The 25293-nt window shown below is 54.5% G+C and carries 23 protein-coding genes and 1 riboswitch; of the genes, 14 read left to right on the top strand and 9 right to left on the bottom strand.

Annotated features, from left to right (window positions below; all coding sequences use genetic code 11):
* Window positions 1-4: 4 nt before the first annotated feature.
* From ANT_RS03830 to ANT_RS16950, 3 genes are all read left to right on the top strand, one after another.
* The gene (locus ANT_RS03830) at window positions 5-694 is read left to right on the top strand and encodes an ABC transporter ATP-binding protein (protein ID WP_013559193.1); all 690 of its coding nucleotides are present in this window, start codon (window positions 5-7) and stop codon (window positions 692-694) included.
* On the top strand, window positions 691-1917 hold the full coding sequence (locus ANT_RS03825) for an ABC transporter permease (RefSeq protein WP_013559192.1): 1227 nt from the start codon (window positions 691-693) through the stop codon (window positions 1915-1917). The genes ANT_RS03830 and ANT_RS03825 overlap by 4 nt, the downstream gene beginning before the upstream one ends.
* Before the next feature lie 92 nt (window positions 1918-2009).
* Window positions 2010-2780 (top strand): DpnI domain-containing protein, encoded by a 771-nt coding sequence (locus tag ANT_RS16950; RefSeq protein WP_013559191.1) that lies wholly within the window; start codon window positions 2010-2012, stop codon window positions 2778-2780.
* Between the two features lie 91 nt (window positions 2781-2871).
* Here the strand turns inward: ANT_RS16950 and ANT_RS03820 are convergent, their stop codons facing one another.
* The 4 genes from ANT_RS03820 to ANT_RS03805 all read right to left on the bottom strand — a co-directional run bounded on the left by ANT_RS03820 (window position 2872) and on the right by ANT_RS03805 (window position 5665).
* Window positions 2872-3723: an aldo/keto reductase gene (locus tag ANT_RS03820; RefSeq protein ID WP_041454599.1), complete on the bottom strand. Its 852-nt coding sequence runs from the start codon at window positions 3721-3723 to the stop codon at window positions 2872-2874.
* Between the two features lie 26 nt (window positions 3724-3749).
* Entirely contained in the window at window positions 3750-4130 is a 381-nt protein-coding gene (locus ANT_RS03815) for a nuclear transport factor 2 family protein (protein WP_041454597.1), read from the bottom strand.
* Between the two features lie 235 nt (window positions 4131-4365).
* Entirely contained in the window at window positions 4366-4776 is a 411-nt protein-coding gene (locus ANT_RS03810) for an acyl-CoA thioesterase (protein WP_013559188.1), read from the bottom strand.
* Window positions 4777-4885: 109 nt separating this feature from the next.
* Window positions 4886-5665 carry an inositol monophosphatase family protein gene (locus ANT_RS03805; protein ID WP_013559187.1) on the bottom strand — a complete coding sequence of 260 codons (780 nt, stop codon included), beginning with the start codon at window positions 5663-5665 and terminating at the stop codon, window positions 4886-4888.
* Window positions 5666-5965: 300 nt separating this feature from the next.
* On the opposite strand from ANT_RS03805, the gene ANT_RS03800 reads away from it, so the two are divergent.
* Both ANT_RS03800 and ANT_RS03795 read left to right on the top strand, forming a co-directional pair.
* Window positions 5966-7690 (top strand): ABC transporter permease, encoded by a 1725-nt coding sequence (locus tag ANT_RS03800; protein ID WP_013559186.1) that lies wholly within the window; start codon window positions 5966-5968, stop codon window positions 7688-7690.
* A 6-nt stretch (window positions 7691-7696) separates the two neighbouring features.
* Complete coding sequence (locus tag ANT_RS03795) at window positions 7697-9010, top strand: ABC transporter ATP-binding protein (protein ID WP_013559185.1); 1314 nt, start codon at window positions 7697-7699, stop codon at window positions 9008-9010.
* Between the two features lie 68 nt (window positions 9011-9078).
* On the opposite strand, the gene ANT_RS03790 is transcribed toward ANT_RS03795, so the two are convergent.
* The gene (locus tag ANT_RS03790) at window positions 9079-10131 is read right to left on the bottom strand and encodes an NBR1-Ig-like domain-containing protein (RefSeq protein WP_013559184.1); all 1053 of its coding nucleotides are present in this window, start codon (window positions 10129-10131) and stop codon (window positions 9079-9081) included.
* Between the two features lie 171 nt (window positions 10132-10302).
* On the opposite strand from ANT_RS03790, the gene ANT_RS03785 reads away from it, so the two are divergent.
* The 3 genes from ANT_RS03785 to ANT_RS03770 all read left to right on the top strand — a co-directional run bounded on the left by ANT_RS03785 (window position 10303) and on the right by ANT_RS03770 (window position 11806).
* Window positions 10303-10806, top strand: coding sequence for a phytoene desaturase family protein (locus ANT_RS03785; RefSeq protein ID WP_041454595.1), 504 nt, complete (start codon window positions 10303-10305; stop codon window positions 10804-10806).
* A 184-nt stretch (window positions 10807-10990) separates the two neighbouring features.
* On the top strand, window positions 10991-11524 hold the full coding sequence (locus tag ANT_RS03775; RefSeq protein ID WP_013559182.1) for a phytoene desaturase family protein: 534 nt from the start codon (window positions 10991-10993) through the stop codon (window positions 11522-11524).
* A 24-nt stretch (window positions 11525-11548) separates the two neighbouring features.
* Window positions 11549-11806 (top strand): oxidoreductase, encoded by a 258-nt coding sequence (locus ANT_RS03770; RefSeq protein WP_013559181.1) that lies wholly within the window; start codon window positions 11549-11551, stop codon window positions 11804-11806.
* Between the two features lie 54 nt (window positions 11807-11860).
* Here the strand turns inward: ANT_RS03770 and ANT_RS03765 are convergent, their stop codons facing one another.
* Window positions 11861-12556: a lysophospholipid acyltransferase family protein gene (locus ANT_RS03765; RefSeq protein WP_013559180.1), complete on the bottom strand. Its 696-nt coding sequence runs from the start codon at window positions 12554-12556 to the stop codon at window positions 11861-11863.
* 285 nt (window positions 12557-12841) lie between these two features.
* Here ANT_RS03765 and ANT_RS03760 point away from each other — a divergent pair, with 285 nt between their 5' ends.
* The 6 genes from ANT_RS03760 (at window position 12842) to ANT_RS03735 (ending at window position 22548) form a co-directional block, all read left to right on the top strand.
* Window positions 12842-13246: an ArsR/SmtB family transcription factor gene (locus tag ANT_RS03760; RefSeq protein ID WP_013559179.1), complete on the top strand. Its 405-nt coding sequence runs from the start codon at window positions 12842-12844 to the stop codon at window positions 13244-13246.
* A 19-nt stretch (window positions 13247-13265) separates the two neighbouring features.
* Complete coding sequence (locus ANT_RS03755; RefSeq protein WP_013559178.1) at window positions 13266-15458, top strand: heavy metal translocating P-type ATPase; 2193 nt, start codon at window positions 13266-13268, stop codon at window positions 15456-15458.
* Between the two features lie 286 nt (window positions 15459-15744).
* Entirely contained in the window at window positions 15745-19581 is a 3837-nt protein-coding gene (locus tag ANT_RS03750) for an ExeM/NucH family extracellular endonuclease (RefSeq protein ID WP_013559177.1), read from the top strand.
* Window positions 19582-19701: 120 nt separating this feature from the next.
* A riboswitch (FMN riboswitch) is annotated at window positions 19702-19824 on the top strand.
* A 114-nt stretch (window positions 19825-19938) separates the two neighbouring features.
* Window positions 19939-20757, top strand: coding sequence for an ABC transporter permease (locus ANT_RS03745; protein ID WP_013559176.1), 819 nt, complete (start codon window positions 19939-19941; stop codon window positions 20755-20757).
* Between the two features lie 5 nt (window positions 20758-20762).
* The gene (locus ANT_RS03740; protein ID WP_013559175.1) at window positions 20763-21740 is read left to right on the top strand and encodes an ABC transporter substrate-binding protein; all 978 of its coding nucleotides are present in this window, start codon (window positions 20763-20765) and stop codon (window positions 21738-21740) included.
* Between the two features lie 13 nt (window positions 21741-21753).
* The gene (locus ANT_RS03735; RefSeq protein WP_013559174.1) at window positions 21754-22548 is read left to right on the top strand and encodes an ABC transporter ATP-binding protein; all 795 of its coding nucleotides are present in this window, start codon (window positions 21754-21756) and stop codon (window positions 22546-22548) included.
* Between the two features lie 62 nt (window positions 22549-22610).
* On the opposite strand, the gene ANT_RS03730 is transcribed toward ANT_RS03735, so the two are convergent.
* Genes ANT_RS03730 through amrB form a run of 3 tightly spaced genes read right to left on the bottom strand, consistent with a single transcriptional unit; the run spans window position 22611 to window position 25280 of the window.
* Window positions 22611-23048: a GNAT family N-acetyltransferase gene (locus ANT_RS03730; RefSeq protein WP_013559173.1), complete on the bottom strand. Its 438-nt coding sequence runs from the start codon at window positions 23046-23048 to the stop codon at window positions 22611-22613.
* Window positions 23038-24438, bottom strand: a complete 1401-nt coding sequence (locus ANT_RS03725) for a hemolysin family protein (protein WP_013559172.1) — start codon at window positions 24436-24438, stop codon at window positions 23038-23040. The genes ANT_RS03730 and ANT_RS03725 overlap by 11 nt, the downstream gene beginning before the upstream one ends.
* Window positions 24435-25280, bottom strand: coding sequence for an AmmeMemoRadiSam system protein B (gene amrB / locus ANT_RS03720; protein WP_013559171.1), 846 nt, complete (start codon window positions 25278-25280; stop codon window positions 24435-24437). Before amrB ends, ANT_RS03725 begins: the two co-directional genes overlap by 4 nt.
* Window positions 25281-25293 lie beyond the last annotated feature (13 nt).

The following is a 25293-nucleotide window of genomic DNA, read 5'->3' as shown; positions in this document are numbered from 1 at the left end:
CCGTATGAGCAGTGAATACGTCATTGAAGCCTTTGATTTAACCAAAATTTACCGCATGGGATCGGTGGAAGTGCGCGCGCTGGCAGGCGTAAGCCTGAAAATCCGCCGAGGCGAGATGGTCGCCATCATGGGACCTTCAGGATCGGGCAAATCCACGCTGATGAACGTGCTGGGATGCCTCGACCGCCCCACCAGCGGACGCTACCTGCTGGACGGAGAAGAAACCTCCAAACTCAGCGATGACCAGTTAGCCTCCATCCGCAACCGCAAGGTTGGGTTTGTGTTCCAGTCCTTCAACCTGCTTCCGCGGGTTACCGCACTGGGAAATGTGGAATTACCTCTGCGCTACGCCGGCGTAACCAAAGGGAGAAGCGAACGCGCCAAAGAAGCCCTCATCGCCGTAGGGCTGGCGGAACGTTTGTACCACCGCCCCAGCGAACTCTCCGGCGGACAACAGCAACGGGTTGCCATTGCCCGCGCACTGGTGAACAACCCTGCCATCCTCATGGCAGACGAACCCACCGGCAATCTGGACTCAAAATCGGGAAAAGAAATCATGGAACTGCTTATCCACCTCAACCGCGACCGCGGGGCTACGGTCATCATCGTCACCCATGATCCCAACGTTGCCGCACAAACTCAACGGGTCATCCGCCTGATGGATGGGCTGATTGTAGAGGATGGTGCGGTATGATCGTGCTTCAATCCATTATCGAAGCCCTGCAGAGTTTAACCGCCAACAAACTGCGTTCGGCGCTGACCATTCTGGGAATTGTCATTGGCGTGGCGGCGGTGATTGCCATGCTAGCAGTGGGCAACGGCGCGCAAGCCGCCATCACCGGCTCGATTTCCGGCATCGGCACCAACCTGCTGTTTGTCTTCACCGGCAACCTGGAAGGTAACATTCGCAACGCCAAACCGCTGACACTGGGCGATGTGGATGCCATTAAGGACGCCTTTCAGGCGCCGCACGTAGCGAATGCCGCCCCCGCCATTCAAGCCGACCGCGAGGTGTCTTTTGGCGGGGAACGCACCCGTCCAACGTTGATTGGCATCACCCCCGAGTATCTGGAAGTGCGCAATTTCAAGTTAAGCGAGGGCGAACCCATCAATGAAACTCACATTCTGGAACGCGCCTCGGTCGCCCTGATCGGCACGGAAGTTGCCGATAAACTGTTCGGGACGCGCGAAGGCATTACCGGACAGGTCATCCGCATTGAGGGACAGCCCTTCCGCATCCTGGGGGTGCTGGAATCCAAAGGTGGCGGCGCGTTTGGCAGTCAGGATAACGTGGTAATGGTGCCGTTCTCCACCGCGCAGGAACGCCTCATCCGGCGCTCGCGCGAGCGGGTGGACATCATCTTCGTGCAGGCGGTGGATGCCAACTCCGTCCCACTGGCGGCAGAGGAAGTAGCCCAAATCCTGCGCCAGCGCCACCGCACCGAAGTGGGCGCTGATGATTTCACCATCTTTACCCAGCAGGATTTCATCTCCACGGCGCGGCAAATCACCTCGGTGCTGACCATCTTCCTCGGGGGCATTGCCGCCATCTCCCTGCTGGTGGGGGGCATCGGCATCATGAACATCATGCTGGTCAGCGTCACCGAGCGCACCCGCGAGATCGGCTTGCGCAAGGCGCTGGGCGCGCGCAAGCGCGATATCCTCATTCAATTCCTCACCGAGTCCTCCCTGCTCTCGCTCATCGGCGGGCTGATCGGCATTGCCCTCGGCTGGCTGATTGCCTTTGTGGTAGGGCAGATTGCCGCCGCCAACAACACCGAACTGACCCCCGTGGTGGGCATCGATGCCATCCTGCTGGCAACGCTTTTCTCCACTGCGGTGGGCTTGTTCTTTGGGATTTACCCCGCCAGCCGCGCCGCCAACCTGGAGCCTGTTGAGGCTCTGAGGTACGAGTAGACTCATTTCTTTCTACACAAACCAGAAATTCGCCCCCTTCGGTAAAATGAAGGGGGTAAAATTTTAACAATACACACTTGAGCAGAAACAAAATGGATCTCGATTTATCAAAGTACCTTCATCTTACGACTCAATACACAAGTGCTTCACAAAGAGCAAGAGTCTTAACTGAAGTGTGGGTGGCAGAGAATTTTCTCTGCCTAACGTGTGATAGAAAAATATCTGCACTTCCAGCAAATACTCGCGCATGTGATTTTCAGTGTGAATCGTGTAATGAAAGATACCAACTGAAAAGCAGTTCAAAAAATTTATCTAATAGAATACTTGGAGCAGAATATCACACCACATTAACAACTGTGAGATTAGATAGGCATCCTTCTCTGATCCTGCTTCAATACAATAGAGATAATTTTTCCGTAGCAAATTTAAAAATTCTTCATGGTTCATGGATTACAGAAAATGTAGTGATTCCTCGTTCTCCCCTGCGTCCGCCTGCAAGAAGGGCGGGTTGGCAAGGCTGTATTATTGATCTACGCTCTATACCTGCTTCAGCATTTGTTGAGATTATCAAAGATGGACAAATTCTTCCCCAAGTTGTAATAAAAAATCATTGGCAAACTGCTCGAGCGATTTCAAGTTTTTCAAATAGCCAAAGAACATGGCTTAGTCTTGTATTGCATGTAGTAGATAATCTTCCTGCTAATTTCTCTCTTCAAGACATTTATAAATATGAGGAAAAATTCATTCAATATCATCCCAAAAATAAAAATATTCGGGCAAAAATTAGACAGCAACTTCAAATTGCAAGGGATTTAGGGTTAATAAAATTTCTAGAACCAGGTGTATACCAAAAAACAAAATAGCGGTGATTAATTTCTCTCACCGCTACTATTATTATTTTATTTCAATCTCTCTGATTATGTATATTCCAAAGAATGAAAAGTTTGTTGGTTCTCAATCATCCAGTTTCCTGCCACACAGCCACTTGACCATTTCGGGATTGCGGTGGTCGAAGAAACTGCTGGTTTTGGTGTCCAGCGTGGCAATGGCAGTCATGTCCTCTTCGCTCAACTCAAAATCAAACACATTGAAATTCTCCAGCATGCGCTCTTTGCGGATGGTCTTTGCCAGCGCAATGATGCCGCGCTGTACCAGCCAGCGCAGAATCACCTGCGCCACGGTCTTGTTGTGCTTTGCGGCAAGCGAAACCAGCAATTCATTCTGGAAGATGTTGTTCCTGCCCTCGGCAAAGGGCGCCCAGGCTTCCACCTGAACCCCGTTTTCCAGCAGGAACTTCTGCGTCTCGATTTGCTGGTGGAAGGGGTTGACCTCAATCTGATTGACCGCCGGCACCACTTCGTTGTTCATGATCAGATCCATGATGCGGTCAGGGTAAAAATTTGACACGCCAATCGCCCTGATTTTGCCCTGACGGTAGAGTTCCTCCATCGCCCGCCATTCACCATAGACATCGCCGTAGGGCTGATGAATCAGGTACAGATCCACATAATCCAACTGCAGACGGCGGAGAGAGTTTTCAAAGGCTCTTTTTGCGCCTTCATAACCATTGCGCTGAATCCAGAGTTTGGTGGTAATAAACAATTCCTCGCGGGGAACACCGCACTGCTTAATCGCCCTGCCCACCGCCTCTTCGTTTCGATAGGATGCCGCTGTGTCAATGTGCCGGTATCCCACCTCGATGGCATCCCGTACTGCTCGCTCGCACTCCACCGGGTCGGTGATTTGAAAGACCCCAAAGCCCAAAATGGGAATTTCCACGCCATTATTCAAAGTGACTTTGTTCATCATACCTCCACTTTTTATCCAATGATTTATTGCGGTGTAAGCAGGCGGGTGAAGGAAAGCGAGGCTAACAGCCATTTTCCGCCCTGTCTTACATACACTTCGGTCACTACAAAAGGATTGACCACCTCATTCCCGCCAACCACTGCGAGCAAACGAATTTTATTCAGCAGAATGGCGGTTGTGCGGCTGACAAACCTCACCGAGACTTCCTGAATTTCGGTTTCCTTATAGTGAATAGCACCGGTTTGGATGACCTCAAGTTCCTTTTCTCTGGTCAGGGTACCGCCCATGTGGACAAATACCGCCTTTTCATGGAAGAGGTTCTCCAGCGCCGGCAGATTGCGTTCCGCCATCCACTTCCATTTTTCACTGGAAAGTTGGATTAATTCCTGCTCCCGTTTTGTCATTTTTATTTTTCCTTTCCTGAGGAAAGCCCTTTGATGATAGATACTTGATACTTTATTTATACAACCTGGAGTCAACTCCAGGTCAAGAGCATGAGAAGTTTTTTCGAGAAATTCAGCAAAAAACTGTAAGAGGAAGCAAAAAACAGCGCCATCCACACAAAGAATCCAATAAGCCGAACCCTCTTAAAGATTGTTCGGCTTTTTCGTTACGGCAGTTTTACCCGGTCAGATTTTCTTAGAGTTTTCGGGCTTCTTCCTGAAGGGCAATATCTTCCGGCGTGACGGGTTCAATGGTCACGCCATGAGGCAAGGGTTTACCTTCAGCGTTTACATTGACGAATGTGATGAATCCCTTGACCACCGGACGATCGCTGGCGCTCATTTCTACAAAAGTAATCAGGCGGGATTTACCCGTCAAAATCACCTTGCCTTTAAAGGTGACGATTTCGCCGCGGCGCACCGGGCTGGTAAAACTCATCCCATGAATCTGCAGACAAACAATTTGTTCCGGTGGAACGACTTTTGCCGTTGCAATAAAACCGGCTTCCACAAACCATTCCGCAGTTCGTCCGGCATAGAGGGTGCCGTGATGATTCAAATCTTCGCTCTTGACAAGGTGCTGAGTGACGCTGACAATGGGCTCCATAAAAAATCCTTTTCCTGTCTGAATGATTGCATTGTACTACCGATGAAGACCTCTACGGATGATGTCAGACAGGTTGAAAATCATCCAATTTTCTGAAAACTTTCACCTTTCAAAGGGAAGAATGTAAACACTCCAGCACCTCAGGGAGAAGAACCTGAGTTGTTGCCAGCGCCTCGCCGCCATAGATGGTTTCGTTACCCTGCCAGTCTCCGAAAAAACCACCGGCTTCGCGGAAGATGGGCGGGAACGGCGCGCAATCCCACTCGTTCATGATGGGATCGAGCATCACTTCGGCTCTCCCAGTAGCAACCAGCAGATAGCCGTAGGCATCCCCCCAGCCGCCGCGGTGATAAGACACCGCCTGAATGCGCTGCCAGGCGGCATCTTTGCCGGTTTTCTGGAAATTGTAGGGGTCGGTGCTGGTCACCCAGGCTTCTGCCAGGCGGCTCGCCGTGGAGACACGCGCCCGCCGCCCGTTCCACCAGCATCCCTCGCCATCGGCGGCAGACAGCATCTCGTCCATAGCGGGGTAATAAGCCACTCCCACCTGCACCCTGCCTTCAATCTCCAAGCCCAACAGCACAGCGTACAGGGGAATGCCGCGCAGGAAGGATTTGGTGCCGTCAATCGGGTCAATGAACCAGCGGTGGGTAGCATCAGCGCTTCCCTGAACACCAAATTCCTCACCCACAATGGCATGATGAGGGAAGCGTTTTTCAATGCGTTGACGAATCAATTGCTCGGCGGCGCGGTCGGCAAGAGTCACGGGGGAAGAATCGGCTTTGAACTCCGCCTGAACACCCGTCTGAAAATACGCCAGGGTGGTTCGTCCTGCCAGATACGCCGTTTCCACAGCAAAATCGAGCAAATCGCGAAGGGAAGTGGTCATGAGAATTCTCCAGTCAGAAAGGTTTTTGATGATGATGATATCATAAGCAATTTCCTGAGAAAAAGCATTGCCAAATTCGTTTGTGAAGAGTACAATCGCTCAAGTTATGGACGGTTCTGGAAGTAGTTATTCCTTTGAGGAATTGCCTCGTGCAGAGGTTGTGTCACAATCTGGCTGGCAGGACAGGCAGGGGATGCAGGCGTTTTAGCGGATAGGGTTCCCTGCATAGCACAGCCAACGATTGGAGCGCATCGCCTCTGGCGGGGCGCTCCAATCCTTTAAAAGCGGAGGTGATGCAAAATGACCCTATCCACGCGTTCCTTTTCCATGGGAACCGGCTCAGAACGCCGCTTTGGGGTTGCGGACGTACTTGTTCTGTTCGGACTTGCCGCGCTCCTCTATGCGGGAATACGCCTTGCCCTGAACGCCCCTCCTGCTGTCCGCGAACCTGTTATTTCGCTTCAACCACAGGTACTACCATGGTATGCTCTGCGCTCGGTCAGCCGAATGTTTGCGGCTTACCTGCTTTCGATGGCTTTCACCCTAATCTATGGACGGGTAGCCGCATACAACCGCCGCGCCGAGCAGGTGCTGATTCCTTTACTGGATGTGTTGCAATCAGTACCCATCCTGTCTTTCCTGCCGGTCGTTCTGCTGGGGTTGCGGGCAATTCTTCCCGAAGGTTTAGCAGCCGAACTTTCTTCCGTTGTATTGATATTTACCAGTCAGGTGTGGAACCTCACCTTTGCCTGGTATCAGTCCCTGCGTACCATTCCCAAAGAACTGCGCGAAGCCAGCGCCATCTTCCGCCTGAACACCTGGTTTCAATTCAAGACGCTGGAATTGCCCTTTGCTGCCATTGCTCTGGTCTGGAACAGCATGATGTCCTGGGCAGGGGGATGGTTTTTCCTGATGGCAGCAGAAATTTTCACCGTCGGCGAACAGGATTACCGTCTGCCCGGCTTGGGAGCATACCTGCATGAAGCCGCCAATCAGGGCAATATCCCGGCAATTTTCTGGGGAGTGCTCGCTCTCATTTTGACCATTATCATTCTCGATCAACTGGTGTGGCGCCCTCTGATGGCATGGACAGAGCGCTTTAAACTGGAAATGGTGGAAAACGACAACCCGCCTACCTCGTGGTTTTACAATCTGATCGGGCACTCACGAATTATCCACTGGCTTAATCAGAGGATTTTCACCCCCATCAATGAAGCAATAGATGCCCGCATGGCACGCTGGCTGAACCCTCCATTGCTCAGACCTGCCCATAGCAGGAAAATTCCTTGGGGAGAAATTGTTCTGGGGCTGGTATGTATCGGAGTGGTGCTGTACTGGGGCGCCCAGGCTTTACGTTTACTTTTCAATCTTTCCCTGTCTTCCTGGAGTGCTATTGCCCTTGGCATAGGGGCAACTTTTCTGCGGGTGCTGATTTCACTGCTCATTGCTCTGGCATGGACCATTCCTGTAGGGGTAGCCATTGGCACGAATCCGCGGCTGGCAAGTCTTTTTCAGCCGCTGGTGCAGGTAGTTGCATCCGTGCCAGCAACGGCAATTTTCCCCATCTTTGTGCTTTTGCTCATTCAATTACCCGGCGGGATTAACCTCTCTGCTATTTTGCTGATGCTTATGGGCACGCAATGGTATCTGCTGTTCAACGTGATTGCCGGGGCGAGCGCCATTCCTCAGGACTTGCGTTATACTGCCCGACTCATTCACCTCAGTAAGTGGCAGCAGTGGCGCACCCTCATTCTGCCGGCGCTATTCCCCTACCTGGTAACCGGAATGATTACAGCCTCCGGCGGAGCCTGGAACGCCAGCATCGTTTCCGAATACGTCACCTTTGGTGGAAAAATTGTAAATACGGTGGGGATTGGCGCCTTGATCACCCAATCCACCGCTCAGGGAGACTACAGTTTGTTGCTGGCATCTACCCTTGCCATGGTAGTGACCGTTGTCCTGATCAACCGCCTCTTCTGGCGGCGCATGTATTTGCTGGCTGAAGAACGTTATCGCATGGAGTGAGAGACTATGAACCTGAATCCGCAAATTCCTCTGGTTGAATTGAAAAACGTGCAACAGGTATATGGCAGTGGCGCGCGCCGCTTTACCGCCATTCAGGATGTCAACCTCATCATTCGCGAAGGCGAATTTGTCGCTCTTCTGGGACCTTCGGGATGCGGCAAAAGCACCTTACTGCGTATTATTACCGGTCTGCAATCGCCCACCAGTGGGCAAGTACTGTATCGCGGGACACCTCTCCACGATGTCAATCCGTATGCCACCATTGTATTTCAAACGTTTGCTTTATTTCCATGGCTCACGGTTTTTGAAAATGTGGATTTAGCCCTCAAGGTGCGCGGTGTTGCCGCTGAAGTGCGTAAAAACCGTGCCCTGGAATTGCTGGATAAGGTCGGTCTGGACGGATTTGAGACGGCATATCCGCGGGAACTATCCGGGGGAATGCGTCAGAAGGTAGGGTTTGCCCGCGCCATCGCCGTTGAGCCGGAACTGCTTTGCCTGGATGAGCCTTTCTCTGCACTGGACCTGTTAAGTGCCGAATCGCTGCGAGGGGAATTGATGGAACTCTGGCTGAGCGGCGCTATTCCAACCCGGGCGATTTTGATGGTTACCCACAACATTGAAGAAGCGGTATTCATGGCAGACCGGGTGATTCTGATGGATAAAGAACCCGGGCGGGTGGTAGGCTCACTGGACATCACCCTTCCCCATCCCCGCCAGCGGAAGTCTCCAGCATTTCAGGCCGTGGTGGATCAGGTCTATGCCGCGCTTGCTGGACAAACTCAGCCGGAAGTCATCGAACTGGGAAGTGCCCCAGGCGAACCCGGCACCACCCGCCGACTGCCGCAAGTGCGCATCAACGAATTGACGGGTTTGCTGGAACATCTTGTTGAACTTCCGGGAAAGCGCGAGGATATTTATCGTCTGGCTGAGCCACTAGGTGCGGACTCAGATCACCTGCTGGAATTGCTTGAAGCAGAAGAACTGCTGGGATTTGTGCGTGTGCAACAGGGCGATGTGCTTCTTACCGATTTAGGCGAGACTTTCGCTGAAGCCCGCATCCTTGCCCGTAAGGAAATTTTCGCCACGCGCATTCGCCGCCTGCCTATCTTCCGCTGGTTGCTGAGCATGCTCCGTGCGGCAGATCAGCAACGCCTGGAATGGGATGTGGTTCAAGCCGCACTGGAACTGGAATTTCCGCCGGACGAAGCCGAACACCAACTGGATACCATCGTGGATTGGGGACGTTACGCCGAGGTGCTGGCTTACGATGATAAAGAAGGAATGATCTACCTGGAAGCAGAAGTGGTGGTGGAGCGCTAAACGGTTTTTCAGGAAATGCATCAGCCCCCTCTGGTGTCGAGGGGGCTGATATGATATTGAAGCCTGGCTTACTTCACCGTAATGGTGATGGGCAGGGTGCAGAGGGTCTTGTTGCCAGCAACAATTGCCCAGGTGGCGCTGTACGTCCCGGCTTTGTCGGGTGCCAGCATATCCACAATAATGTTGACGGTCTCACCATTGCGCACGGTGGCTTTGAAGTCGTAGATAGACTTCTTATGCATGGAAGTTCCACTGACGAATTTGTAATCCACCGAATGCTGTTCCCAATCCTTGCCGCTGGTGTTCTTCACCTGCCAGATGGCGTCAAAGTCCTCACGGGGTTTCAGCGTCTTGGTCGGACTGGTGCTGATGATCTGGCACACTGTGCCACTCGGCGGGGGCGGGGTGGGCGAAACCACCGTGCCACTGGATACATTGCGGAAAGCATTGTAAGCATATTGCTTCTCCGGGCTGTCCAGCCGAATGGTGATCCAATCCACCCCCTTAACCTTTTCGGGCAGGGTTACGGTGAACTTGAACGAACCGCCACTGCCGGAATTAATCTTATCCACCACCACGTAGTCCTTGAAGAAGGTTTTGAAAGGGCCCACCCGTACCGTAAAGGTCTGGTTGGCAGGGAAGCGATAGGCTTGCACCGTCACGGCTTTATCCTTCTCAACAGCGATAATCTCGATGTAGGGTTTCCCGCTGGTACTCTGGGTGGGTTGAGCAGTGGGCGTGGCGGTCTTATTATCAAACCAGTTGTAACTGTAGTAACCCGAAGCGCTGTCAATGCGCAGGGCAATGCGACTTAGCCCTTTGAGGCTTTGCGGAATGTTGAAGGTGGCTTCAAACGTGCCATCTGCGCCGGACTTCGCCGTGCCTACCACTGTGCCACCAATAGCGTAGTTGCCCATTTTATCCATACGGGCGGTAAACTCGGTGTTCTTGGGCAGGTTCTTTGCCTTAATTTTGACCCACTCATCCACTTTCACTTCCAGAATGGTAATGGTGGGAACACCATCTGCCCGCACAGTTGGGGCAAAGGCAGTGAGCATGAGCATGGTTAGCAAGAGTGTGCTCACCAGAAACGATAAGAGTTTTTTCGATTGTGCCAACATACATCCTCCTGTAGGGGTTTTCCCGGAATATTCCATTGGGTTGTTACTCTTTTCTCATAACGAATCCACGACTGAAAAGTTCCAAAACTCTTAAACTAAAAATTTAAAACTTTTTTCCCGTTCATTCGTATACAATGCAGATGAGTGCCTCCTCTTCAGAAGGATGGTGTTATGAAAAGGAAGTCGGTTCTCATCATCGGCGCGGGGATTGCCGGGTTATCAGCGGGTATTTACGCGCAAATGAACGGTTATTCGTCGCACATTCTGGAAATGCACACCATGGCAGGCGGGCTATGTACAGCATGGAAACGCAAGGGCTATACCATTGACGGGTGCACCCACTGGCTGACGGGATCCAATCCCCGAGATCCCATGTACACCTGGTGGCAGGAAATCGGGCTGGTACAGGGAAGAACCTTCATAGACTTTGACACCTTTGCGGTCATCGAAGATGAGGGCGGACGGGCATTCCACATGTACACCGATGTAGAACGCCTCGAGCGCCACATGCTCGACCTGTTTCCGCAGGACACTCAGGCGGTGAAAGAGTTTATCCAGGGCGTGCGTCTGGCACTGGAGATGCCCACGCCCGACAGCCGAAAAAAGGGCGTTTCGGCTCTGCTTGACGGAATCCGCTCTGGCTTCTGGATGCTGACTCATTTGGGCGGATTATGAAAATTCATGAGCATGAGCATCGCCGATTTTGCTCAAAAGTGCACCGATCCGCTTTTGCGAGAGGCTTTTCTGGAAATCTGGCCCCCCGAATTTGCCTTGTTCTTCCTGACCTTCACCTTTGCCTACCTGCACAAGAAGAATGCCGGTTATCCATTGGGCGGGTCGCTTCCCATGATTCAAGCCGTTGAACAGCGTTACCGCGCTCTGGGGGGGAGACATCGAATTTGGGGCAAAAGTGGAAAAGATTTTCGTCGAAGACGGCAAAGCCGTGGGCGTCCGTCTGGTAGACGGTATCGAGAGGCACGCCGATATCGTCATTTCTGCCGCCGATGGTTACTCTACCCTGTTCCACATGCTGGGCGATGCCTACGTGGATGAGACCTTCCGACGTTATTACCGCGAACTTAAGACCTTCCCCGCACTGATTCTGGTCGGGGTGGGTATCAAACGCACCTTTGAACAGGAACCTCAGAGCGTTTTGGGGATCAATTATGTCCTGCAACCGCGCCTGAAAATCGGCGAGAAGGAGCGGCGGCGAATCGGCGTCCACCCCTATCACCATGACCCCACCATGGCACCTCCCGGAAAGACCACCCTGATTGTCATTCTGGACTCGGATTACGACTACTGGAAAGCCCTTGCCGAAGATCCACAAGCCTACGAGAAAGAAAAAGAAGCCGTGAAACATGGGGTGATTCAGGCGCTGGAACAGCGCTGACGGGGAATTGCCGCCGATATTGAAATGGTGGATGTAGCCACCCCCCTGACCTTTCAGCGCTACACTGGCAACTGGCGCGGCAGTTTCGAAGGCTGGCTGATGACCCCTAAAGAAGGTTTTTTACGCATGAAGAAAACCCTGACCACGGTAAAGAACTTCTACATGGTAGGGCAATGGGTACAGCCCGGCGGCGGTTTGCCTTCCGGGGTCAGCACTGCCCGCGAGGTGATCGCACAAATTTGCCGTGAGGATGGCAAGCGCTTCCAAACCTTCACCGATTAAGAAAAAAGCCCCTCAAGCGACGAAACTTGAGGGGCATGATTTTGTTAGAAAAAGTTATGCAGAAGCCAGCGTACCCAGCGCATCGGGGGTGCGTGTCAGGCGGATTTCACTCTCGCGCGCCAGTTCGATGATATGGTGCATTACCGTATTGGAAACCGAGCGCACCAGTTCACGATCTTCAGGATCCCCGTGAAAGTAAAGAGGCGCACCCGCGGTCATGGCATACGGTCCCCGCAGGTACCAGCGTCCATACTCCACCTGCCCCTTAACCGTCGAGCGCACCGTGTGGACACGCGACTTATCCAGATGGATTCCCACCGGAATTACCGGTGCGCCGCTGGCTAAGGCAATGCGGGCAACCCCCGTTTTGGGTTTGCAAAAGCCACCCTCTTCTGGACTCAAAGCACCTTCGGGAAAGATGATGATGTTATAGCCCTTCTCCAGATACTCCAGCGCGCGGTCAATAGCTTGCTGACCTTCTCCCGCCTTCACCGGAATGTGTCCGGCACGGCGCAAATACGTCCCCAGAACCTGCACCTGAAAGAGCAGATTGTTGATGAGAATAAAGGATTGTTCGCCCACCATGGCGGCGACAAAGAATGGGTCGGTGGTGGTAGGATGGTTGGGAGCGAAAATTTTGGCTCCACGAGGGAGAGCAGAACGCCGCTCGACATCCAGATCAAGCATCACGTTGGAATACGTCTTTACGACAGGTTTGGAAGCCCAGTAGAGTAATTTTTCAGAAACCATTTTCAAATCAACTTTCCAGTGGCGTGACAAAATTTTTTCACCGATGTCCCCAGCATATCAGACCCAACACGCCAGCGGAACTGCTCCGGGACACATCCTGTTTGAAACCGGTCATATAAAATTGAAACTGCAGTGGGGAAAAGAGTATGACCTGAGGTTTCATGAAGTATAACCCACGATACCCCGCCAGGATACGGCAATCACTTTACAGGATTGCAAGGTCAGGAAAAAATTCCCGACCTGTTATCTATTGACATCTGCTGGAACTGCAATATACTTAAATACATGAACAATAATTCATATATTCCAACCGCAAACCTTTCCGGTTTGCGCTGTGAAGATAACAGCCTGCATGAAGAAGCCATCCATCAGGCACAAGCCAACCTGATAGATGGGCTGACCGCTACCCGTTTAGCCGCGGCGTTTCAGGCACTCTCAGACCCTACCCGCGTGCGCCTGATCTCCGCCCTGCTGGAGCAGGAACTGTGCGTCCACGACCTGGCGGCTGTACTGGGGATGAGTCAGAGTGCCACCTCCCATCAGTTGCGGGTACTGCGCGCATTGGGGCTGGTACGAACCCGTAAAGAAGGGCGCATTGTGTATTATGCGCTGGACGATGAACACATTCGGGAACTGTTTCAACGCGGTTTGGAGCATATCCGCCATCAACAAAACTTTCAACTTCCATAGGAGAGGAGCCTCACATCGTATGCAAAAAACTTTTCTCATCGAAGGCATGGACTGCGCTGATTGCGCCCGCCATGTGGAAGAAGGCGTTCAGAAATTGCCCGGCGTACAGTTCGCGCGGGTGGATTTTGCCACTGCCCAACTGGTTCTGGAAGGCGAGGTTGATGAAGCCTCACTGCAACAGCGGGTGCAGGCGCTGGGCTACCGCCTGAAGGATGAGCAAACGCCCATACCAGAAAAGGCAGAATCCTTCTGGCTGGGTTTGGGACGCTATCTGCTTTCCGAAGGCGAAACCCGCCTGGCTCTGCTGGGCGGGGCTTTCCTGCTCATCTCGGCGGGACTGCGTTTCTTTGCAGGGATGTCAAACCTCGCTCTGGGTCTTCAACTTGTTGCGCTGGGGCTAGCGGGCTATCCCATAGCCCGCAGTGCGCTGGCAAATTTATTCATCAATCGTTCCATCAGCATCAACCTGCTGATGACGCTCGCCGCCATTGGCGCGGTAATCATTGGGGAAAGCGGAGAAGCGGCAACCCTCATCTTCCTGTTTGCGCTGGCAGAAGCGCTGGAAGGCTACTCCACCGACCGCGCCCGCCGTACGCTGAGCGGACTGCAGAACCTCACCCCCACCCACGCCCTGCGCCTGGACAACGACGGGGAACATTGGGTTCCAGTGCAATCCCTTTTGCCTGGCGACCGGGTTCGCGTGCGCCCCGGCGAGCGTATTCCCGCCGATGGTGTGGTACACAGCGGTGCATCGGACGTCAACCAGGCGCCCATTACAGGGGAGAGTTTGCCCGTCTTAAAACAACCCGGCGATGCCGTCTTTGCCGGCACGGTCAACGGCAACGGCGCACTGGACATTCAGGTTACCCGATTGGCAAAAGACAGCACCCTGGCGCGCATCGTGCAGATGGTCACCGAAGCCCAGGGACGGCGCGCCCGACTGCAACGCTGGATAGACCGTTTCGCCGCGGTGTACACCCCTGCAGTGGTAGGCATTGCTTTTCTGGTGGCGGTCATTCCCCCGCTCTTTTTCCATCAGCCCTTCTGGAACACCCCGGAAGGTCATGGCTGGCTGTACCGCGCGCTGGCGTTGCTGGTCATTGCCTGCCCGTGTGCGCTGGTCATCAGCGCGCCGGTGACCATTTTGAGCGGGCTGACTGCCGCCGCGCGTCAGGGCGTGTTGATTAAAGGCGGGGTGTATCTGGAAACGCTTGCCCAGGTCAAACGGGTTGCCTTTGACAAAACCGGCACGCTCACCCTGGGGAAGCCGGTGCTGACCGACCACCGCGCGGTGGACTGCCCCGGATGTGAAGACCGCTCCGCCTGCCCCGCCTGCCGGGATGTGCTGGCACTGGCGGCGGCGCTGGAGCGCGCCAGCGCGCATCCGCTGGCGCATGCGGTGGTCTCCGCCTCGCAGGCGCAAGGGGTACATCAACGATATCCCACCGCTCAGAATCTCACCACCCTTAATGGGGGTGGTATTCAGGGCTGGATTGAGCAGGATGTGGTCACTCTGGGCAGTCATATGCTGTTTGAAAAACAATTCCCGCACAGCGCGGAACTCTGCGCGCAGGTGAAAACCCTCGAGCAGACCGGCGAAACCACCATGTTGCTTTCGCAAAATGGGGAAGTGCGCGGTTATCTGGCTGTCGCCGATGAGATCCGCCCGGAAAGCCGTCAGGTGGTGGACGACCTGCACCGCCTGGGTATTCGCACCGTCATTCTCACCGGCGATCACCCGGCAGCGGCACAGCGGGTTGCCCGCCAGTTAGGTGTGGATGAAATCCGCGCCGGTTTACTTCCGGAGCAAAAACTGCAGGCGGTTGAGGAACTGGCGCGTGCCGATGGTACGCTTGCCATGCTGGGAGACGGCATCAACGACACGCCGGCACTGAGCGCCGCACAGGTGGGCATTGCCGTAGGTGGAGCCAGCAACGCTCAAGCCATGGAAACCGCGGATGTCGTCCTGCTGGGCGGCGATCTGAGCAAACTGCCCTACATTCTCCGTCTGGCACGGTTTGTCATGCGTATTATTTACCAGAACGTGGCTTTTTCGCTGGGCATTAAAGCCCTTTTCCTGGTGCTGGCGATGCTGGACGCGACAACCCTGTGGATGGCGGTACTGGCGGATATGGGCGGCTCTTTGCTGGTCATCTTCAATGGTCTGCGTCCCCTGCGCTTTCCGCAAGGTACGCTTCATCCGAACGGGTGAGAGGCGAATCAACATTTTTGATGATGAAAAAAACGGGTAAACCCGGTATGATATAAGCAGTTCAGGGATGCTTCTCAGGGTGTTTTTTCGGGGAATACTGGTGGAACCTTCTGAACGAACTTACAGGTGATTGGATGGAGCAAAACGCCGGAAAGCCATGACCGGCGTTTTGCCATTTAAACAAGTTTTAACCCAAATTTTCCCCTTTGCATAAAACTTAAACTTTACTTCTCATATATAATCTTTTTACCCTGTTGATTTTCTCAGAGAGGAGACAAATCCATTCATGAAGCATCAGCCCGTATGGATGCGCGTTGCCCTTGGGGCAATCCTTTTCGTCTACGTCTTGCTGGGCGGGGTTGCCCCTGCCCACGCCGACAACGCCGCCCAGTCCCTGCCTTTTGCGCAGGACTGGAGCAATACCAGCCTGATCACAGTTAACAATGACTGGTCAATGGTACCAGGGATAGTTGGATACCGTGGAGAAAACTTAGTCTCCTCCTCAGGTGTTGATCCCCAAACTGTTTTAATGGATGGTACCAATACAACGGTATATGTTACGGCAAATCAGACCGATCCCAAATCAACTACAATACCGGGCGGCGTCACTGAGTTCCATCTAACTAATCCGGTAGTAGCCTTAGCCGGGTCCACGACTGCCAGAGCGCCCTTCCTGCTCATCAACCTCAACACTTCAGGCTACGAATCCATCCGCGTTTCCTACAATTTGCGCGACCTGGAAGACGGTGCGGATGATGCCCAACAACAAATTGCACTGCACTACCGTGTGGGCAACAGCGGCAACTTCACCAACGTACCAGAAGCCTACGTCCGCGATGCTACCGACGGACCCAATTCAGGTGGGAAAGTGACCCCTGTCTCGGTTATCCTGCCGGCAACGGTGAACAACCAGCCTCTGGTGCAGATTCGCATCATGACCACCAATGCTCCGAGTAATGATGAATGGGTGGGCATTGACGACCTGCAGGTGAGCGGCACACCCATCAGCGGTGACCTGGCGCCTTACGTGGCATCCGCCACCCCATCAAACGGCGCAACGGGTGTAGCCCTGGACACCAACCTGCAGGTGACCTTCTCCGAAGCGGTGACGCTGAGCGATCCATGGTTCAGCCTTTCCTGCAACCGCTCGGGGACGCACACCGCTATGGTCACAGGCGGTCCCACCGATTACACCCTCAACCCGGATGCGGATTTTGCCTTCTCTGAATCCTGCACGCTGACCGTGCTTGCCAGCGCAGTCGCCGATCAGGACGACCCCATTCAGAGCATGAGCGCCAACTACACGGTGACCTTTACCACCACCGCGCCCTCGGCGGTATGCGGCGAACCCTATATTCCTATCAATGCGTTACAGGGCAGTGGGTTAACTTCTCCGTATCAAAATTACACCGCAACAACGGAAGGTGTGGTTGCGGCGGTCTTTCAGGGAACAGGCACGTTGGGGGGGTTCTTCCTCAATTCCCTCTCCAGCGCTATTGACAGCGACCCGGCAACGTCTGAAGGCATCTTTGTTTATTCCTCGTCATCTGTAGCCGTAGGCGACCGCGTGCGCGTGACCGGCACAGTGCAGGAATATTCCGGTTCGTACGGCGCTATGGCGCAGATGACCCAAATCGGTTCTTCGCCCACCGTAAGCGTGTGCTCCAGCGGTGAGACCGTCACCCCCTTCCCGTTAATTCTGCCAGTATCTTCGAGTGAAGACCCCCAAACCTATCTGGAACGCTATGAGGGTATGCTGGTGACCATCAGCCAGCCGCTGACCGTTCAGCAGAACTACTTCCTCGGGCGCTTTGGACAGTTAACTTTGGGCGCTGATGGACGCATCTTCACCCACCTCAACAGCGGCACAGGCTCGTACGCTGATAATCTGCGGCGCATGATTGTGCTGGACGACGGCAAGACTCAACAGAATCCCTCGCCCATTCCCTACTACGCCAGCGATGGCGCGGTACGCGCCGGCGATGTCATCCCCACCCTGACGGGGGTGGTAGATCAGGGGCGGATTAACAGCACGAATACCGGCACTGCCTACCCGGATGTGTTCTACCGCATCCATCCCACCATAGCGCCAACCTTCCAGAGCCAGAATCCGCGCCCGGCAAGTCCACCTGTCGTCAGCACAGGGGAAAATGGCACATTGAAGGTAGCGGCGATGAACGTACTGAATTACTTCGTCACTCTCGATCAAACCCCTTATCCAGCCGGTTCGCCCTACAATACCAACAACACCCCGCGCGGCGCAGATAGTGCCGCCGAATTTACCCGCCAGCAGGAACAAATTGTGCGCGCCCTGGCGGGGCTGGATGCTGATGTAGTCGGTTTGATTGAAATTGAGTCCTGGACGGGTGCTGATGCAGTCAACAATCTGGTCAATGCCCTGAACACCTATCTTGGCTCGACGGTGTACGCCGCAGTCCCCGACCCGGCAACCGGTGTAGGCAATGACGCTATCAAAGTTGCTCTGATTTACAAGACCGCAACGGTGGAACGAGTGGGCGACTCTCTCAGCACGGGGGCTGCGCCGTTTGACCTGTACCGCTATCCGGTGGCGCAAGCCTTCCGCGAGAAAACCACCGGCGAGGTCTTCACGGTGGTCATCAACCACTTCAAATCCAAGAGTTGCTCCGGCACACCCACCGGCGGAGATGCAGACTTGGGCGAAGGCGCGGGATGCTACAACGCCACCCGCGTTGCCATGTCCAACACCCTGCTGAACTGGATCAATAACACCCTCATCCCCACCACCGGCGACCCGGATGTCATCGTCATGGGCGATTTCAATGCTTACGGCGCGGAAGCGCCTATTCTGACGCTGGAAAACGGTGGTCTGGTGAACATGGGCAAACAATATGAAGGCGTGAACACCTATTCCTACGTCTTCGACGGCATGGCAGGTGCGCTGGATCACCTGTTCGTCACTTCTTCATTGGCCGACGAAGTCACCGGCGCAGGACACTGGCACATCAACGCTGACGAGCCCTCGGTGATTGACTATAACACTGAGTTCAAGACAGTAGATTTGTACCAGCCTCACCCCTACCGCTCATCCGATCATGACCCCATTCTGGTCGGGCTGGATCTGCGCAGGTACAGTGTATCTTTGCTCCCTGACGTTGAAGCAAAATCGGGAATGCCCAACAACACGGTGACCTACACGCTCACGCTGAAGAACACCGGCAACATGAGCGATACCTATACCTTCTCATCTTCTCTGGTTTCTGGTGAGAACTGGAACGTCACCCTGCCCAACTCGGTGACGCTGGCGGCAGGCGCTTCGCAGAATGTCACCGTTCAGGTAGAAATCCCCTCGACTGCCACGGCAGGTCAGTCCAGCGAAATTCTCGTCACGGCAACCTCGCAATTTACTGGAGCAGTGAGTGCCTCTTCCACCCTGACCACGACGGTTCAGGCTCAATCGTATGGAGTGACTCTCTCGCCTGCCAGTGATGCCAAGTCCGGGCTGGTCAACAGCACGGTGACCTACACGCTGAACATCACCAACACCGGCAATGTGAGTGACACCTTTACCTTTACCTCCGAACTACTTTCGGGGCAGAACTGGAACGTTACCCTGCCCAACCCGGTGACGCTGGCGGCAGGTGCCTCGCAGGATGTAACTGTACAGGTAAACATCCCCTCCACCGCCCTGGGCGGGCAAACCAGTCAGATCCGCGTAACTGCCACCTCGCAGAATGATGCCGGTGCGAATGCGTCCTCTACCCTGACAACAACCGCCAACTCGCTAGAGGTGAGTTTCATCCCCACTACGGATGAAAAGACCGGCAAACCCGGAACTACCCTGACCTACACGCTCACACTGGAAAACACCGGCACAGCAACGGATACCTACACCCTGAGCGCAGTGTATCAGAGCGGTGAGACCTGGACACCCGTCCTCTCGGACACTCAGGTAACCGTGAATGCTGGGGCTACCCGCACCATCACGGTCACCGTGACCGTCCCGGCAAACCTGTTGCAATCCCGGCAAAGCGTGTACCGCATCCGAGCGGTCTCTCAAACAGACTCGTCGGTAATTGCCGAAAGCACCCTCACCAGCCGGGGTGAACCGTACGCCCTCTTCATGCCACTGATTACACGGTAATACCCCGTTCAATTCGGCGTTTCACCCCCTCGCGGAGAAAATCACCCTTCGCGAGGGGATTTTTTTTGGATTTTCTCTTGACATTCATCCTTACTAAAACTATACTCTGTGAAAACAAGAACATACCTTCGGGGCAGGGTGAAATTCCCGACCGGTGGTGAAAACCCACGAGCCTGTGTCTCACAGGCACGACCCGGTGCAATTCCGGGGTCGACGGTACAGTCCGGATGAAAGAAGGTATTCCTGGGAGAACAACTTCTGTTCATCACAGGTTCAGAAAATGCCCCGAAACCCTCTGGTTTCGGGATTTTTTCTCCCTCGCATTCTGCCCCGAAGTACCTCTTCAGGGTTTCTTTTATGGCAAAACAAAAGGCTGCACCCATATCCATCTCGCACCCGCTACGGCGCTTTGTGCTCCAGCACCGCACGGGCTTTTTCCTGCTCTCCCTCATGCTTGGCATTCTCATCTGGCAGGGCATCACCCTGACCGGTTGGCTTCCCGCTTTCATCCTGCCCGGACCTTTCGATGTTGCGGCACGGTTCTGGCAAGCCCTGCTGGACGGCACCATCCCGCGCCACTTTTTTGCCACCCTGCAGGAAGTAGTGCCGGGGCTTTTCCTCGGCAGTGTGAGCGCTTCGGTACTGGGGTATCTCATCGCCAAATCCAGCCTGCTGGAGCGTCTGCTTTCGCCCTACCTGGTTGCCAGCCAGGCTATCCCGGTGGTTGCCATTGCTCCGCTCTTAATCATCTGGTTTGGACCGGGCATTACGTCCAAAATTTTGATTTGCGCGCTGGTAGTGTTTTTCCCGGTACTGGTCAATACCGTGGTGGGACTTCGGGCTGTCCCCCAAAGTCTTCACGATCTCATGCGCAGTTTGCGCGCGCATCCCTGGCAGATAGTGTGGTATCTGGAAATCCCCGCAGCAATGCCGATCTTTCTGGGCGGCTTGCGCGTGGGCGCCACCCTTTCGGTGATCGGCGCTGTGGTGGGAGAATTCGTCGGCGCGGATCGCGGCTTGGGTTTCTTAATCAATGTGGCACGCGGACAGTACGATCATCCGCTGGTATTTGCCGCGGTGCTGACTCTGGTGGGTATGGCACTGGCTCTTTACGGGCTGGTGTTGCTTGCCGAACGCCGGTTTTTACGCTGGCAGATTCCCAACATTCCAAGGTGAGGTGTATGAAGTCCAAAATTGTTTCTTTGCTGTTCGTTGTCGTTCTTCTGTTGTCTGCCTGCTCGCCACAGGGAAAAGCCACACCGCAAACATTGACGCCCATCCGCTTGCCTGTTGGTTACATTCCCAACGTGCAGTTTGCCCCCCTGTATGTTGCCATCGAAAAAGGTTACTTCCGCGAGGAAGGTCTGGACGTCACCGTAGATTACAACATGGAAGTGGACAACTTGGCGCAAATTGCCGCCGGGAAACTGGACTTTGCCATGATTTCCGGCGAACAGGTTTTGCTGGGACGCGCCAAAGGCATGCCGGTGGTGTATGTGATGGCGTGGTACCAGAAATTCCCGGTGGGAATTGCCGCACCAGTTTCGGAAAATATTTTTAAACCGGAAGACTTAAAAGGCAAACGCATTGGCATTCCCGGCTTGTTTGGCGCCAGTTACATTGGAGCAAAAGCCCTGCTCTCGGCTGGCGGATTAAGCGAATCGGACGTCACCCTGGACGCTATTGGGTTCAACCAGGTGGAAGGCATCACTTCCGGACGGGAACAAGCCGCAGTGGTTTACATTGCCAACGAACCGGTGCAACTGCGTGCGCTGGGGTACGACATCACCGTGCTGGCGGTTTCGGATTACATGGAACTGGTCTCCAACGGACTGGTCACCAGTGAGAAAATCGTACAAGAGAACCCTGAACTGGTGCGGAAGATGGTACGAGCGCTCATTAAAGGACTGGATGCCACCATTGCCAATCCCGACGAAGCCTACGAGTTAAGTAAAAAACATGTCGAAAATCTGGCGCAGGCAGATGCGAGTGTGCAGAAAGCCGTGCTGACCAGTTCAATTGAGTTATGGAAAGCCGAACGACTGGGCTATTCCAACCCTAAAGGTTGGGAAAACATGCAGGAAGTCCTGCTGAGCATGGGACTGCTGAGCGAGCCGCAGGACCTCTCCAAAGCCTTTACCAACGAGTTCGTGCCCTGAAAAGGTGATTGAGATGAGCGAGCAAACGATGACTGCTTTCGAAGTGGCAACACCCTCAACCGCGATTCAGCCCTACCTGCGGGTAGAGGACGTGCACATGCGCTACCCCAACGACAATGGTGGAGTGGAGGCACTGCACGGGGTGCAATTTGATTTGCACCCCCGCGAGTTCGTTTGCCTGCTGGGACCGTCCGGTTGCGGCAAAAGCACCCTCTTGCGCATCATCGCTGGCTTGCTCACCCCTACCCGGGGAGAAGTAATTTTCTACGCGCCCACTGCCTCGCGCATCAGCCTGGTGTTTCAGGATGCCAACCTGATGCCCTGGCGAAATGTACGCGAGAATATCGCCCTGCCGTTAATTCTGCAAGGCGTGCCTCGCTCTCAAGCCCTGCAAAAAGCAGATGCCTGGCTGGACATCGTCGGGCTACAGGGATTTGGAGAGGCTTTACCGCGTGAACTGTCCGGCGGCATGGCTCAGCGGGTAGCCATTGCTCGCTCGCTGATTCAGGAACCCGGTTTGCTTTTGCTGGATGAACCCTTTGGCGCGCTGGACGCGCTCACCCGCGAGAAAATGGCGAGCGAACTCCTGCGCCTCTGGCAGGAACACCGCACCACCGTGCTGATGGTCACCCATTCCATCAGTGAAGCCATTCTGCTTTCCGACCGGGTGCTGGTGTTGAGTTCCCGCCCCGGACGGGTAGTTCTGGATTTAGCCATAGACCTGCCGCGTCCAAGAGATGAAGATGTCCGGTACACACCGGAATTTGGTGCCCTGGCGCGCGAACTGCGCCGTGCCATCACCGATTGACACAGCCAGGTTAGTTTTCAGAGCGGAAAGAAGGGCCTTCTATCCCCTTCTTTCTGCTCTTTTTATTTTCGGGGAAGTGAATAACGGTAAACGTTGGTCTGACGCAGTTGAAAACCCACACGCTGATACAGGCGGTTTGCCGCTTCCCGCGCCGGGCGTGAGGTCAAATTGACCGAATCAGCACCCAGGGCTTGCGCCATCTCGATGGCTTTGCGCGTCAGGGCTTCGCCAATACCCTGTCCGCGTGAGACAGAATCTACCACCACATCTTCAATCCAGGCGTGTGTACCCGATGGCGTATGGAACACCACCAGCGTCAACATGCCGGTAATTCTGCCAGACTCATCTCGTGAAACCAGCAAGGTGCTGGCTTCAGAGTGGACAATGCGCTCCAGTGCCTGACGGTCAGGAATGGGATGACCCGGATTCAATTGTGGCATCAGTCGTTGCATGGCTTCGAGCAATTCATCGGTTACATTCTTCACCACATCAATGGGCATGGGCAGGCTCCGTTTGCAGGGGGGATGTTTTTTCCGGTACCGGGTCTGGCTTTGGAGCAGGTTTGGGCAGGCGACGCATCAGTACACGGGCAATGCGCAGACGTTCCATGGCTTCAACCCGCAAACTGATGCCATTTTCAGGGTCTTCAACTTCCTCACCCACCGCGGGGATGTGTCCCAATTTACCCAGAATGTATCCGGCAAGGGTATCATAATTAGGGTCTTGCAGATGCAAGCCAAAGGTCTCATTGACCTCTTCGATGAGAGTCATGCCATCAATCAGGGCACTGCCATCCTTGAGCGATTGAATGGCGGGCGGTTCGGCATCAAAGGCATCCTGCACATCGCCGACAATTTCTTCCAGCAAATCTTCCAGCGTCACCAGTCCTGCCGTTCCACCATATTCATCCAGCACAATGGCGATGTGCTGGCGGCGCTCGCGAAAGAGCATCAACAGGTCGTTGATGGGCAGACTGTCTGGCACAAACAGGGCTTCACGTGCCAGATCACGAGCGCATCCATTTTCCAGGCGGTCTTCCACCCAACGCGCCATCAGGTCTTTCATGTGCAGAATACCGATAACCTGATCCAGATTGTCCTCGTACACGGGTAGTTTGGTTACCCCCTCACGCGCCGCCAGTTCTGCCGCCTCAGTCAGCAGTTGATCTGCCTCAATGGCGATGATTTCAGTGCGCGGCACTACTACCTGACGCACCACCCGCTCGCCAAAATCAATGACGGCGGAGAGCATTTCGCGCTCCGAATCATCGACCAGTTGCTCCACTTCCGGGCTGGTGACAATCTGACGCAGTTCTTCCACTGAACTGATCAGCGCATGCGCATGTCCATTGGATGGGATGCCCAAGGCTTTCAAAATGGTGCGGGTTGCCCAATCGAGCAAGTCGATAAACCCGCGGAAGATACGGGCAAACAAATCCATGGGCTGAGCAGCGCGCAAGGCAAAGGCTTCAGGGTCCCGAAGAACTGCCACTTTGGGCACCTGTTCACCCAGAACAACATGCAGTCCTGTCACAATGGTGAGGGAAAGCACCAATGGCAGGATTTCTACCGCCTGCCGCAGGAACATCAACTGCGGGGGAAGCATCCAGTGGGCGAAGTAAGGCTCAAGCCATGCTTCAAAGGCTTTCTCGCCCACCGAGCCCAACGCCAGGCTAACCAGGGTGATGCCTAACTGCGAGGCAGCAATCAATCGGTCGCGGGCGGCTTCATCTTCCAGCCAGCGATGCACCAGGCGGAGCGCCGGGTGATCCGGTTCTACCAGCAAATCCAGGCGGGATCGGCGGGAAGCCACGACAGCAAACTCAACGCCCACAAAAAAGGCGTTGAGCGCAATTAAGAGGAAAATCAAACCAATCTGCAGAATACTCATACGGTGCGAAGAATCGCGGCGGCGCCGTAGCCCACTACGGCTGAATAATCTCCAGTTTCATCCGCCGAAGTACTGTGGTGAAGAATGGAAACCCGGTCTGCCCCCAAAGCCCGCGCTGCCCAAAGAGTTGCCGCTACCGCACCCACCCCGCAAGCAAAGCCCTTGCCAGTTGTTTCGGCTTCCAGCATCGCAAGGGGGTCAAAGGCTTCCAGCCGGCGGAGCATTTCTGCATCCAACTGCCGGGCAATCTTTTCCGGGTAAAAGTGAGAAAGGTCGGTGCTGGCAACCAGTAAAGCCCGCCGGTCTTTGAGTACCTGTGCCAACAACTTTCCCAGAGTTTGCAGTACCTGGGGGGAATGCGAGCGCACCATCAAGGGCAAGAGGCGGAAATCTCCCTGAAGCGCTACCTGCAGGAAGGGTAATTCAATTTCCAGCGAATGTTCGCTATCATACGCTACCCGTGTCAGAGACAGGTGTTGCTCCGCTAAATCCTGCTCCAGGATTAGCAGGGCTTCATGATCCACAGGAATCAGCCCCAACGGTGTAGCATACGCCTGATGCGCTGTGGTGAGCAACTCTGCAGGGTGCATGGCGTGAAAGGGAGAAAGCACCGCAACCACTTCAGGGCTTTGCCCGCGTACGGCGGCAAAGGCATGCCCGGCGGTACGCCCGGAATAGCGATGCCCGGCATGAGGTGCCACAACTGCCACCACCTCCCCATTCAATGAGGGAATATGGGCTTCACTCAAATAGGTTTCGACCTGACGACGAAGACGCTGAGCATCGCCGCTGTACCACGTCCCCGCAATGGGGGAAGGTCTGACATCGGACACAGCCACCATGGGAACCTCCTTT

The organism is Anaerolinea thermophila UNI-1, assembly GCF_000199675.1.
Classification (GTDB): domain Bacteria; phylum Chloroflexota; class Anaerolineae; order Anaerolineales; family Anaerolineaceae; genus Anaerolinea; species Anaerolinea thermophila.
This window is presented reverse-complemented; position numbering and strand designations above follow the sequence as displayed.